Annotated in this window: 11 protein-coding genes; 6 read left to right on the forward strand and 5 right to left on the reverse strand. The window is 37.8% G+C overall.

Annotated features, from left to right (window positions below):
- Window positions 1-104: 104 nt before the first annotated feature.
- Both MSBR3_RS03030 and MSBR3_RS21320 read right to left on the reverse strand, forming a co-directional pair.
- Window positions 105-953 (reverse strand): methanogenesis marker 8 protein, encoded by an 849-nt coding sequence (locus MSBR3_RS03030; protein ID WP_048106351.1) that lies wholly within the window; start codon window positions 951-953, stop codon window positions 105-107.
- 79 nt (window positions 954-1,032) lie between these two features.
- Window positions 1,033-1,155, reverse strand: coding sequence for a hypothetical protein (locus MSBR3_RS21320; RefSeq protein ID WP_268989110.1), 123 nt, complete (start codon window positions 1,153-1,155; stop codon window positions 1,033-1,035).
- Window positions 1,156-1,600: 445 nt separating this feature from the next.
- Between MSBR3_RS21320 and MSBR3_RS03035 the strand changes: the two genes are divergently transcribed.
- On the forward strand, window positions 1,601-3,097 hold the full coding sequence (locus MSBR3_RS03035; RefSeq protein WP_048106352.1) for a hypothetical protein: 1,497 nt from the start codon (window positions 1,601-1,603) through the stop codon (window positions 3,095-3,097).
- A 407-nt stretch (window positions 3,098-3,504) separates the two neighbouring features.
- On the opposite strand, the gene MSBR3_RS03040 is transcribed toward MSBR3_RS03035, so the two are convergent.
- Window positions 3,505-4,806, reverse strand: coding sequence for a phenylacetate--CoA ligase family protein (locus tag MSBR3_RS03040; protein WP_048106353.1), 1,302 nt, complete (start codon window positions 4,804-4,806; stop codon window positions 3,505-3,507).
- A 517-nt stretch (window positions 4,807-5,323) separates the two neighbouring features.
- On the opposite strand from MSBR3_RS03040, the gene MSBR3_RS19250 reads away from it, so the two are divergent.
- The 5 genes from MSBR3_RS19250 to MSBR3_RS18750 all read left to right on the forward strand — a co-directional run bounded on the left by MSBR3_RS19250 (window position 5,324) and on the right by MSBR3_RS18750 (window position 10,055).
- On the forward strand, window positions 5,324-5,728 hold the full coding sequence (locus MSBR3_RS19250; RefSeq protein ID WP_080942181.1) for a DUF3795 domain-containing protein: 405 nt from the start codon (window positions 5,324-5,326) through the stop codon (window positions 5,726-5,728).
- A 180-nt stretch (window positions 5,729-5,908) separates the two neighbouring features.
- Window positions 5,909-6,526 carry a methyltransferase family protein gene (locus tag MSBR3_RS03045; protein ID WP_048106355.1) on the forward strand — a complete coding sequence of 206 codons (618 nt, stop codon included), beginning with the start codon at window positions 5,909-5,911 and terminating at the stop codon, window positions 6,524-6,526.
- A gap of 572 nt (window positions 6,527-7,098) precedes the next feature.
- Window positions 7,099-7,371 (forward strand): hypothetical protein, encoded by a 273-nt coding sequence (locus MSBR3_RS03050; RefSeq protein ID WP_048106356.1) that lies wholly within the window; start codon window positions 7,099-7,101, stop codon window positions 7,369-7,371.
- A gap of 985 nt (window positions 7,372-8,356) precedes the next feature.
- Complete coding sequence (locus MSBR3_RS03055; RefSeq protein ID WP_230627727.1) at window positions 8,357-8,755, forward strand: PKD domain-containing protein; 399 nt, start codon at window positions 8,357-8,359, stop codon at window positions 8,753-8,755.
- A gap of 1,117 nt (window positions 8,756-9,872) precedes the next feature.
- Window positions 9,873-10,055, forward strand: a complete 183-nt coding sequence (locus tag MSBR3_RS18750; protein WP_052723251.1) for a transposase — start codon at window positions 9,873-9,875, stop codon at window positions 10,053-10,055.
- Window positions 10,056-10,176: 121 nt separating this feature from the next.
- Here MSBR3_RS18750 and MSBR3_RS03065 read toward each other — a convergent pair whose 3' ends face one another.
- Both MSBR3_RS03065 and MSBR3_RS03070 read right to left on the reverse strand, forming a co-directional pair.
- Window positions 10,177-11,301 (reverse strand): aldo/keto reductase, encoded by a 1,125-nt coding sequence (locus tag MSBR3_RS03065; protein ID WP_048106359.1) that lies wholly within the window; start codon window positions 11,299-11,301, stop codon window positions 10,177-10,179.
- 345 nt (window positions 11,302-11,646) lie between these two features.
- Window positions 11,647-12,627 carry a glycosyltransferase family 2 protein gene (locus MSBR3_RS03070; RefSeq protein ID WP_052723252.1) on the reverse strand — a complete coding sequence of 327 codons (981 nt, stop codon included), beginning with the start codon at window positions 12,625-12,627 and terminating at the stop codon, window positions 11,647-11,649.
- Window positions 12,628-12,883: the final 256 nt, after the last annotated feature.

The raw sequence follows: 12,883 nt of genomic DNA on the forward strand, positions 1-12,883 counted from the left end.
GCAAAAAACGAAAATAAAAAGCCAAAGAAAAAATTTTAAAAAATGATATGAAAAGCAATAACGTCTTCGATGCTGTCTTCATTCGTTTTACATAAATTCCAGTTTTACTTCAGTTCTTTTGGCTGTTTGTGATCAGGCAGCACAGGCAGAGCCATGGTATTGATCAGAATTGGGCTCTGAATATCCTTTGCCCTCTCGATCACAAGTTCCTTTCCTTTCTGAGTAAGGGCAAAAAGCGGAACTGCAGTTCCTACCTGGGCAAGAGGCTTTACAATGTCTCTGATAGGCTTTGAAGCACAGCTGGTCACAATATCTGAATTTTCAACAAGGCTCTCTGCTTCTTCCCTGTTTAAACCTGTTACATGTACACCAATTACTATCAAATCAAGTCCAAGCTCGGCTTCAAGTTTTCTTAACTCTTTTGCGGTTTCAGCGAAAGCTGCTGTTACTGCAATCTTTTTGTACCCGAGTTCTGCTGCCTTTTTAACGCCTGCAACAGGGTCCATTTTTGCAGTTGAAGGGTCAAGCACAATTCCGCCGCGTTCCTGGATACCGTTTATGATAGCATTGATTGGTTCGGTTTCAACAAGGCCTGACATCCTGCCGCCCATGCCCTGGACGAGAGTAGGGTTATTGGAAATTACAGTGCCTGCACCTTCACAGGCAGTAACGGTTGTGTCAAGCAAACCCCTGCTCAGGCCTGTCATCATGACTTCCGATGCTCCGAAACCCACAAAGTCCTCGAGTTCCAACCTGCGTTTGTCAGTAAACATTCCGAAGTCGCTGATCCTGAATTCCATATTCTTCTTGACTTCTTCAGGGGTGATTTTCTTGATCCCACGGATTTTGGCAAAGAGAGGGCACCATTCGATTTCAGGCTCTCCGACTTCGATAACCTTTCCGTCTTTTACGACGACTCTCGTTTTTCCAAGCAATTCCATTATATGAGGCATAGTTCCACCTTTAAAGCTGAGCAAAAATATGATTGTTAAGAAACTAAAATTAGGTAAAAATAACAGTTAAGGTTTGTGACTATCCATATAATAGCTTTTGGTTTTCAACCGCGGGTTTTCCTGCAATGGACAGGGCAGACAAGGCAGGAATGAGAATATTTGTTGCTTGCTGGGCGAGCTGGGCGAGAGCGGCTGGATCCATAAACTCCTCCAATTCTTTTTGGTATTGGAGGCAAATAAAATAAATTTTGTTATTTAGAACGACTGGAATGAAAATTCCACAGGTTTTGACTTTATTAGGGTTCCGTTTGATAATATTCGAAAATTTCAGCTTTTTTGCAGACTTCGCGAGAAAGGCCGCTCTCCTTCGTCGAGCGTTGAGTACCCTGGATATTAGAAAGCAGTATTTACAACCGGCTGTTTGAATCTAAAATGAAAAATGCGCTTTAAAGTTTTGTTAGGTTTTTTTGGGTATTTCTGTGATATTATTTTTACAAATTTCAGATGAGTCAAAACAGAGTGGGAGTAAGGAATGATACGGACTGCTGAACTGATACGGACTGCTAACTGATTGACTATCCAAATATAGTCAATGTCCTGAAAAAGTCTCTAATATATCAAATAATAAATTAACTTGGGGGTTATATATGAAAAATTATATATTAGTCATAATACTTGGCGTTTTATTCATGTCGTTAACAGAAATTGCACTCGCAGAGGATGCGAAAACATACGATGCGGAGGCTTTTCGACAGGCTTTGGAGCAGGACGGTTTCACCGTAAAGGAAGGTGAATTGGGTTACTTTGATTTAATCGGGTTATTAGAGAAAGGAATAATACCTTCTGCATACGGAAACAATCCCACCACAAAATATGTAGCATATTTTGTTCCAGCGGCAACTGGCTCTGAAGTAGATGAACGTGTTTCCAGATTAACAAGTGCGCTCGGGATGAGCGGGAATACAACTCCAATCTGGAACCTTCGTCCTGATGAAGCTGTTGTTTTTGTAGGAAGAACACCGCCGGAATGCAGATACTTTAGCTACGATCACTACATAATGCACAGGACAATTGGGAATGAGAGGAGATGGCTCTTTTCCAACATAGCAGATACGGTGAACAACCTGGTTATCAAAACCGAAGGGACGCCAGATGGACAGTCTGGAAACCCTTTCAATCAAACCACGGTAATAATTATTACGGCTGACAAAGGCATTGATCAACGCATCCGGGCTGCTGCCGAATCAGCAGGGTATTCAAATAGTATAATTAACACTCAGGTACTTCCCTCAACCATATTAAACATGGGCCTGGAGAATAACTCCGATACGTTTGCTGCGTTTGTCCGCCCAGCCTTATTCAATGACACGCAGGCTGGCGACGATTACATCAACAATACACCTGCAACTGTTTTCCGAATTACTCCCAACAACACTACGGAGCTGGATCCTTATGCTTATCCGGAGCTAAGAGTTCGCGGAACTGGAAAAACAGAGTTCGAGCTTACGGATGATCTCAAAGAGCTAAGGACTGCAATTCTCAACAAATATAATGGGTTAAATGCTACAGAGCTTCCGACCAGTCAGGCAGTTCCGTTAGGGAGTGATGCTATTCAGAGAGGAATTAATGGTGTAGGGCCCAACAACGATGCAGTCTATCTATGGACAGCAAACCAAACTGCTTCTTCGCCTACACCTCCCTTCTTTAACACTTCGCTGTACTATCCTTTCCTGCGAGATCCGGCAATTACTCTTGGCAAAAGTTCCAATGAATTCATAATTGTCTATGGAGTTAACCATGTAGCTACAGGAAAGGCATCGTACTCGAACTTCGCAATATACGGAGCAGATGTGTGGAACGGTGTTAGAGCAATTACAGATGCAGATTTCAATGGATCTGCTGAGGAATATCTCCCCAACAATCCCAACGCGAAATACCTTTATGTCTACAAGCTAGCCAGGAACTGCAGTGAAAGTGATCAATACTGCTATGAGGTTCCCTATAGTGTAGGAACTTATGGAATAGAATCGGATCAGCCGCTTTTCATTGGCTGGAGGGCCTACCTGGAGAACACTACAAAAACCGGGCCAGCCTACTCAGAGATCGTATACGACCGGGCTATGAAGTTCGACCCAAAGAGTTAAGGTAAAAACTTGATATTAAGGACAATTCAAGTTCTAGCTGATATGTGTTGCCTGCAAACACATATCTTTATTTTTTTGAAAAGCCAGAATATTTTTTATAATAATTTTATTATTTAGATATGTTAAAACGGAAATTTTCAGAGTTTGGCTGTTTTAAAATTCTGTCTATAAAATTAGGAATCCCAGTTTTTTCGCATATTATGAAAAGGCTGCTCTCCTGCGTTGAGCGTAGATACGTTTACAGTCTAAAAAGTAAATCGACCTGTTTGCGGAAAGAAAATAAAAGCTATATTAAGCTAGAAAAGACTAGCTAGAAAGGACTGCTGAATAAGAGAGGTATTAAAAAGTTAAAAAAGGTCAGGGAATTAAGTTTCCCTGATTAATTACTGATATAGTGCTGCCAAACTTTAGAGCTGCGGCCGCCTGTCGATAATTCTCTTTGCCTTTCCTGCGGTTCTTTCGATGCTGCCTTTCTCAAGGAGTTCGACATTTGTGCGGATATTCAGGACGGCTTTAAGTTCGTGCTGGACGTAGTTCTGGACGGCTTTAAGGTCTTTAAGGTCGCCTGTAAAGGCATTATCTTCAAGTTCGACCTCAATTGTGAGTTCATCGAGCATGTGGTTGTTCCGGTCAAGGATGAGCTGGAAGTGTTCGCCAACCTGTGGGATGCGGGAAATGACGTCCTGGATCTGCGAGGGGAAAACGTTGATGCCTCTTACGATCATCATGTCATCAGCCCTGCCCATGAGGCGGGAAATTCTTGTGGTTGTCCGGCCGCATTCGCATTCGGATTCAAGAAGCCTTGTCATGTCGCCTGTGCGGTATCGAACATTGCAGAAGCCTTCTTTGTTGATGGAAGTGAGAACAAGTTCGCCTTTTTCACCTTCTGAAACCTGTTCTCCGTTTTCATCAAGGACTTCGACAAGGAAGTTGTCGTTCCAGATATGCAGGCCGTCCTGTTCCTGACATTCGAAACCGATTCCTGGTCCGAACATCTCAGACAGGCCATAACAGTCATAGGCTTTGAGGTTGAGACGCTTTTCAAGCTGCTTCCGAGTGTTTTCCGACCAGGGCTCACCGCCAAAGACGGCGGCTTTTAAGGAGAGCTTGTCTATAAGGTCAAGTTCTTCGGCCGTTTCGGCCAGGTAAAATGCATAAGAAGGTGTACAGTGGATTGCAGTTACGCCGAAGTCGATCATCATCTCGAGCTGCCGGGCGGTATTTCCGGTTGCAGCCGGCACGACCATTGCACCCATTCTTTCGACACCGTAATGGAAACCTATTCCTCCGGTAAAGAGCCCGTAATTCATTGAGTTCTGAATGGTGTCGCCTTTTGAAAGTCCAATCATTGTAAGGTCCCGAGCAATCAGGTCAGACCAGGTCTCAATATCCTTTGCCGTGTACCCGACGACTGTGGGCTTTCCGCTGGTTCCGGACGAGGCGTGGATACGTACTATCTCTTCTTTTTTGGCAGCGAAAAGCCCGAAAGGATAGTTGTCCCGAAGATCGGTTTTCCGCGTAAAAGGCAATTTACGGACATCTTCGAGAGTCTTGATGTCCTCTGGAGTGACTCCGGCGGCTTTATAATTTTGCCTGTAGAAAGGAACATTGTCATAGACCAGTTTTACGCTTTGTTGAAGGCGTTTTAACTGTAATTTCTTCAGTTCTTCGGGATTCATTGTTTCGTATTTCGGCTGCCAGTATTTCATTAACAGAACCTTCTTTTTTATTTATGAAACCGTTCTCAGGTTGTAATTTTTAATGCATGAATGCCATGTTTCTACATGTCATGATATATTAAATAATCTAATGAGTAATATAAAACATTCGGAAAAATCAGGTGTACTGTAAACTTTTACGCATATAAATATTGTTGAGGGAAGGTGTTTGAGTTAGGAGATTCGAGAAGCCTTGATATTTGTTTGTAAAGGGGAAAGATTGAATGAATGAATGAATGAATGAATGAATGAATGAATGAATGTGAATTGACTTAGAAATTACTTAAAACTTAAAGAATTTTCGGTATCCTCTGAATGTGGATATTTTTAGAAGTATATCTGGTACATCAGAATATTTCAGATAGCATATAAAAAGCGACTGGAAGTTTAACTCCATTTTACCCCTTTCATTATGTCTGCCAAGGATGATTGAAGCTTGTCTTTCAGTACAGTTTGATCTATACTTATCTTTCCGTACATTTTGATCTATATTCAGCATGTAAGGAGTATGATATTATTGAATGAAACTATTTTCACTGCTCCCTGTGGAATAAATTGTTGCATTTGCATGGCTTACTTAAGGAAGAAAAATAAATGCCCAGGTTGTAGAATTGATGTTAACAAACCTGTTACTCGAGTCATATGCAAAATAAAAACATGTGAAGCTTTAACAAAAAACAAATTAACATTTTGTTTTGAATGTGAATGTTTTCCTTGCAATAATCTAAGACATTTGGATAAAAGATATCGTACCAGATACAATATGAGTGTGATTGAGAACCTTGAAAATATTAAAAAACTCGGTATAGAGGAATTTCTAAGAAATGAAAAAATAAGATGGACATGTATCGAATGCGGCGGCACAATTTGTGTTCATAAAGGCAGTTGCTATGGCTGTGGGAGAAAGACTTGAATTGAAAATTTTATCACTGGGAGTTTTATAAACTCTAGTTATCATATGCCATCGCCCAAAATTATCAAATGTTATCGTCCACATCAATTGCTTGAACTTCCAATATTTATCATGTACTATAAGTAAACTTTTCATACCGGTGTGTAAATATAAGCTACTTAAATAAAATAAGAGGGACTAATGGAATTGGCTTCATCCAAAATTACTTCTGTTTTTTCTCTGGTAGCATTTGCAGTTATTCACAGTCTGACTGCGAGCCTGCCCTTCAAACGCCTCCTCATGCGAGGCCTGGGTTCCAGGATAGACAGGTTGTATCTGCCTGCATATAGCCTTATTGCGATACTGACTATATTGCCGCTCATTTATCTGCTTTATAAAAATCCGGGGCGAATTCTCTACAGAATACCTTCTCCCTGGCGCTGGCTGATGGTCGGCGGGCAGTTAATTGCTGCGCTTATTGCCCCTAGAGCTTTCCGAGATGCACCTCACAGATTCAAAATACGTTCACAGCTCTCCGCGCTACAGACTCCTGAAGCAGGCTCCCTTAATATCCGGGGCATTTACCGATGGATAAGGGATCCCTTTCTGCTCTCAGGCCTGGTATTGATATGGTTAACTCCTATTATGACTGTCAATCTGCTTATCATATACCTTTTGACAACGATATACCTGTTTCTTGGGTCCCTTCACTGGGAAACAAGACTGGTTGCACAGTTTGGTGACGAATATCGTGAATACCAAAAGCGGGTTCACAGGATAATTCCCGGATTAAGGGAAAGCGTTAAACCCGGACTTTAGAGATATTTGTGAAATAGTCCTCTCAGTATTGAAAAATGTATAGTGCCTGAAGTGCAATAGTCAGAAAAGACAATTAAAACTACTGCATTTTTCGAGCTTTCGTGACTTATAGATTTATTTCACTCCTATAGTGAGAATAGTAAATATAACCCAATATCCCTGGCAAGACAGACTATTGTATGTCAAGTTAGGATATTATGCAGCAATGCGGAATATTATAAGACAAGTTAGACTACTGTATCTAACATAATACATTGGGGAAAATCACAAAAAAACTATTATAGCAATGAACCCGGAAAGGTCTGGACTGAATCGTCCTTTGACGAGGCAGATAACTTAATTAGGATGCTCAATAAGATGTTTGGCAATAACGATTTTATGTGTTGAAAATCATTGTCCAGTAAGACATTTTTTAAAATTCTTATATTTATTTTGATCTTGTCCTCTTTTGTAGCTTTTTGTGATATATAGAACTTGAACCAAAAAGTTATTAAGTACGCCTAATCAACAAATATAATTAACAAAACAATATAACTTTATATATTTATTTGTCAATTTTTTATTGTGATAACATGGAAAAAAAAGATTATCCCAAAGAAACCAAGCAAGATAAAGCTACATTACTGATAAATGTCACCAAATATATTACTAGTCTTCTTTTTTTGTTTGCAGGCTTATTATGCCTGCATATTGGTGAAACTCTTGCAGGAGTGTGTTCAATTATGATGGGAATTACATCTATTCCTTTAATTGCAAATGCTATAAAAAAGAAAGTCGGTGCATCAGGTTCCCTTCTTCTGACAATTTTAATTGCTATTTGCCTGTTGCGATGGGTATCACAGTAGATTGCATTTGATCTTGCAGTAAATAGCAGTGAGAATTAGTTGAAAGGTAACTCTTCGGACCCGGATTCAAGACTAACAAAGTTTTCTTCAATGGCTTTTAAAAAATACTCTAAAAATCTCGAATAAGCTTAGGAAAGTAGTAAGACAATAGATTCAGTTATTATCTTACTTCACTTCTTCCATCATTATTAATGTGAAGCTCGCATCCATTAACATGCATACCTATGTATATACATCCGACAACAGAAGTTTCATTTTTTACTCCTGATTTTGAGTCTTAATTTGTAGCTCCAAATACAGAATTTAAGGGTCATCTGTCTATCAGCTTTTCATTTGTAATTTTGACTTTATCCCTAATTTTAGGGAAATATTTGAGTTTTCCTTATTTCCTACATTTCTTAGGCTAGTCTCAGAACAGGACTCTCCATCTAAGTGTGTTGGGAGCATGAATGTGTGTTAGAGTAGATTCGGAGGACTGATGAGAGGCAAGGAGGTCTGTTGAGAAGCTCAGCTTCGATGCTGTGTAATGACCATACCCACATTCCTAAAATTGATAGAGTTCAGGTAAATTGCAGATATTTAGTCGGCTCTTGCTGAAAATAAAATTGAGTGCGTCCGTTTGGATTTAAGGGGCAGGGTACTCCTGGCTCCTGGCATTCCTAGAAAAATAAAAAAATTTTTGTAAAAATTTCTGTTGCATTAACTTCTTATGACCCTTATTTTTTTGCTTATAGCAACTAAAGACATTAATAAAGGAACTTACACTGTTTTCATGTTTTATACGGGAAAATAAAGCTTTATCAAGCTTTAAACTCGCATCTAAATTTTTATTTAATTCTCTGAAAATAAGTATACTTATATTTTAATTTACCCTGTGATTTTTGAGTAAATTTATTCTGTTGTTTTGGTTAGGGGTGTACTAACCAAACTATGGATACAAATAGGAGGAAATTATATGAAAAATAATGGAAAATTTATGTGGAAAATGGCAATATCTGTTTTCACTATATTAATGATGTTGACTTTATTGTCTACAGCAGCCTCTGCATCAGTCTATACATACAAAACTCCCCTTGGTGCAGGAACTCCTCCGGCAACACAACGTCTAACCGGTGGAGGTAATTGCATTGATTATACTGCAGTAGCCGCTTCATGTACTGATTCGCGACTAGTACGATTCAAAGACCTGTCAAAAGGTAAAGAGACATATATCAGATGGGACTTTGGAGATGGAACCTGTCTACAAGGAACAAAAATTACCCCGGCATTAAAAAATCCGGTACACAAGTTTTCAAAAAAGGGTTGCTATATTAGCTGTCTGACTATCAAGTGTACTAATTATAAGTGGAAGTTGTGGGTTCATAAGACCGTGGTTGTTAAATAATTAAAAAAGTTGTAAGTTGACTTGGTTAAAAGTTGACTTATCACTTTTAATTTATACCCTTTGTTTTATACTGTTTCTGTAATAGTTATCCAAAACAAATAACCTCAAAAACTCCTCATAGTTTCCAACTGGGATTTCTAAGAAATGAAAAATAAAGATGTACATACCCGAGTGTGGTGGTACAGCGTTTTTTAAATGCAATTGTTATAGCTGTAGGAGAAAACCTAATATTTTTAAAACGTGCAAGTAAAATTTTAAAACGTGTAAATAAATTTTTTCATTATTAGTACGGAGACACCGTTTATTAAATAAAAATGATTACTTGAAGTTGCTTTGTCTGCAATTGCCCCTGTTTTATCTCAAGTAGCATTCGCAGTTATCTACAGCCTGACTTCAAGCCTGCTCTTTAAGTGCTTTTTACGAAGACCTGATTTCCTGGACAGATTAATTTCATTTTCCGGTTACACCATCTTTGCAGGGTTGACGATTTACCGTTCGACTATCGCTCTATAAAAAACAGGAATGAATTCCCTACAAATTACTTTCATATATATTTTCAGTCTGGCTCTTGCTGATGGTTCACAGCAGTTATTGCTGCTATCACTTAGGTTAAAATAATCAATCTCATTAAAATATTCAATATTAATTGTTATATCTATACGATTGAAATTTAATTTAAGTTAATTATATATTGCTTGCCTCTGATGTGTAAATGCAATAGCATAGCGAACAAACATTGTATGAATTCTCGTCAACTGATCATTGAATGAGAATTCGATTTTACTATTTTTTTTCAATTTTGACATAGAGTTTCTACTTAAATAGGAGTTTCTGCTAGAAAATAGATCTTTCTCACTGCTTTACTCATAGAGAGGATATTCCACAGAGGATATTCCGGCTAAAAAAGGGGAATATCGGCTACGATAGCCACAAAAAGCAAAGGGAATAAAAATAAGCGTTAGTATATCTACAAGGTTTATCTTTCTCGATTATTATTATTATTATTATTATTATTATTATTATTGTTCCTTCAAATAAGAATGATTCAACATTTTACATTATTATACCTACACTTAAAAATTTCAACATAAAGAAACCTGTAGGAAGGCCTTCCAAAGTGACAGCTGATGCAATGTATGATGCGGCTAAAATTAGAAAATATAACAGGAAAAGAGGAATAAAGTCCAATATACCAATAAATAAAAGAAATAGGACGAAAATGAAGAGAGAAAGACCAATAAAGGTTGATCAGGAAGACTATAAAAGTAAAAGCATAGTAGAAAGGTTTTTAGCTGGATAGAGTCATGCAAGAAAGTATTACCAAGATACGAAATTAAAAACAAATCATATTTAGGAATTGTAACGGTAGCAGCAATAATTAGAGTAGATGAGCTTTTGGGATAGGCTCTATAGTCAGAAAATTATTTTTCAAATAGTTTTACAACTTCTTTTAACATTTCTTTTATTGGTGTCTTCTGAGGGCATTTCTCTTCACATTGTCCGCACTCCGTACAGTTTGAAGCCTTACCTTCAAGCCCGCTATATAGTACTTTTTCTTCTTCTACCCTGCCAAACATCTCGGCGTTGTTCAGGTATTTAAAGCTCTCTGGAATGTTTACTCCTGATGGGCAAGGCATGCAGTAGTGACAGCCAGTACAATAAACTCTTGTTTTTGATCTATAGATTTCTTTTACTCTGGAAATCAGTTTTTTCTCCTCTCCTGTCAAAGAACCGGAAAAACCTTTTTCTGCAAACTCTATGTTATTTTTTACCTGCTCTATATCTGACATTCCACTGAGAACGACGTTTATTTCCGGGTAGTCCCAGAGATATTGAAAACCCCATTCTACAGGACTTCTTTTCTTTTCTGCAGAATCCCAGATATTTTGGATCTCTTGAGGACTTGAAACAAGATAACCCCCACGCAAAGGCTCCATAATAACAACTCCAAGATTCTTTGAGGCTGCGTACATCAGTCCCTCTTTTCCTGCCTGGAAATTTTCATCCATGAAATTGTACTGGATCTGGCATATATCCCATGGATAAGAGTCAACGATTTCTTTAAACAAGTTCAGGTTATCGTGAAAAGAGAAACCTGTATATTTTATTCTTCCATCTTTAATAGCAGAATTAAGGAAATCGAAAACATCGTGTTTTTTTACAAGAGACCAGAAGTCCCTGTTTAATGCGTGAAGAAGATAAAAGTCTATGTAATCAGTCCTGAGCTTCTCGAGCTGTTCATTTAAGTAGCGGTCCATATCCTCTCTGCTTGTGATAAGCCAGCTTGGAAGTTTTGTTGCCAGATACACCTTTTCTCTGTAACCGTCTCGGAGTGCTTTCCCAATAACGAGTTCGCTCATACCCCCATGATACGGATAGGCAGTATCAATATAATTGATACCATGATCTATAGCATAACGAATCATATGTACGGCTTTTTCGTCGTCTACTTTTGAGTCATCACCCTCAAGAGTAGGAAGCCGCATAGTGCCAAACCCCAGTATTGAAGCCATTTTATCCGTTTGGCCAAGCCTTCGGTATAACATCTATATTTACCCCCCGATATAAATATCCTAAGTCCTTTCCGATTTATTTATGTCATTTTTTTAGTAGCCTGACAATATATTTTTGTGATATGAGTGTTTCATGCAGTATGATTACTTTATGCAGTATGAGTACTTTATGCAATATGAGTATTTTAGCGATATGAATAAGAAGCAGTGATTTTATACGCTATTTAAGATAATAATGTCGTTTTTATAGATATTATTATCCTACCTTAATCAACAAAGAAAGCAGGAAGACGTTTTAGATAAAAGCTATTCGAGTATCAAATAATATAGATGAACTAAATAATTAACTTTCACTTGTAGATTGTATTTTAAATATATTTACCGCAAGGATACTGTTCTTCCGAATAAAAGTTGAGAAAAAGCTGGAAAGTTTGTTTCAATCATTGTTGAGACAATTGTGCTGATTAATAGTTTTTTATATGATAATTTGATGTCTTTTCTGATTAGAAGATTCAAAGCTAGGTTTTTGTCACCAGCTTCTACGTTATGTTTTGCTGTACACATCTCAACGAATTTCAAATACTCTTCAAAATCTTTTACAATTTCAGGTGACACATTACCAAGCTTTAGAGCCTCTTTACCAGTATTTAAAAGAGGATGTCCCTTTACAGGCTTTCTTCTGTATGCAGCACTATTGACAACGTTTTGATAATATACAGCACATACCTGGCTACTGTATGCAAACGGATATTTCAGGGCAATTCTACCCCACATATCAATATCTTCTCCCCACCAGAACCCGGTCTGAAAGCCTCCAATTTCTAAAAATATTTTTTTAGGAACTGTTACCGAAGATGTATAAAAGATATCTTTATGTGAGATATCTTTCAGGTTTACTTTAAAAAAGTTTAATATTAATCCTTCGTCTGGAATAAGCTTCCTTAACTCTTTGTCCTTATCCATTAATACGTTATCAATAAACTCAGTTTTCAATGAAGTTGCATACAGGCCTGCATATGGATATTTTTCTCTCAGCCTCAGAATTGTCTCAAGATAATCTGGCATCCATTCGTCATCCGCATCCAGAAAGGCTATAAGTTCGGATTTAGCTTCATTAATACCTCTATTACGAGCTACTGAAACACCTGCATTTTTTTGGTTGATCAATCGAATTCTGGCATCACTGAAACTCTTTACCACGTCTGCACTTTTATCTGTTGATCCGTCATTTACCACAATTATCTCAAAATCCTGAACTGTTTGGTTTATAACAGAATCTAGTGCTCTCTTGATATGTGGCTCTTTATTATAAAGAGGGATAACAACTGAAAACTTAATCAGAATTTCGCCTCCTTTCAAAACTCAGTTACACTAACTTTTGAGGAAGAGAAAGATAGTTCACTTCTACAATTTGGAAAGACTGCAGTAGCCTTATTTTCTAAAAACTACTAATAGCAGTTTTCCTTTAGAAAAAGAATTACTTAAAGCCTATGTGAAAATATTGTGACCTTATGTAAAAGCAATGGTCTTACGTAAAAACAATCACGTAAGAACTATAGGTAACATAACTTTTACTTGTCAATATTTACTTCTCGAATAGGCTTTTAACGGAAAG

The sequence above is a fragment of the Methanosarcina barkeri 3 genome (assembly GCF_000970305.1).
In the GTDB taxonomy this organism is placed as follows: domain Archaea; phylum Halobacteriota; class Methanosarcinia; order Methanosarcinales; family Methanosarcinaceae; genus Methanosarcina; species Methanosarcina barkeri_A.

Bases quoted from the DNA above. Each gene is read 5' to 3' on its own strand.
- MSBR3_RS03030 (WP_048106351.1), bottom strand. From the start codon at position 953: ATGCCTCATATAATGGAATTGCTTGGAAAAACGAGAGTCGTCGTAAAA.
- MSBR3_RS21320 (WP_268989110.1), bottom strand. From the start codon at position 1,155: ATGGATCCAGCCGCTCTCGCCCAGCTCGCCCAGCAAGCAACAAATATT.
- MSBR3_RS03035 (WP_048106352.1), top strand. From the start codon at position 1,601: ATGAAAAATTATATATTAGTCATAATACTTGGCGTTTTATTCATGTCG.
- MSBR3_RS03040 (WP_048106353.1), bottom strand. From the start codon at position 4,806: ATGAAATACTGGCAGCCGAAATACGAAACAATGAATCCCGAAGAACTG.
- MSBR3_RS19250 (WP_080942181.1), top strand. From the start codon at position 5,324: ATGATATTATTGAATGAAACTATTTTCACTGCTCCCTGTGGAATAAAT.
- MSBR3_RS03045 (WP_048106355.1), top strand. From the start codon at position 5,909: ATGGAATTGGCTTCATCCAAAATTACTTCTGTTTTTTCTCTGGTAGCA.
- MSBR3_RS03050 (WP_048106356.1), top strand. From the start codon at position 7,099: ATGGAAAAAAAAGATTATCCCAAAGAAACCAAGCAAGATAAAGCTACA.
- MSBR3_RS03055 (WP_230627727.1), top strand. From the start codon at position 8,357: ATGGCAATATCTGTTTTCACTATATTAATGATGTTGACTTTATTGTCT.
- MSBR3_RS03065 (WP_048106359.1), bottom strand. From the start codon at position 11,301: ATGTTATACCGAAGGCTTGGCCAAACGGATAAAATGGCTTCAATACTG.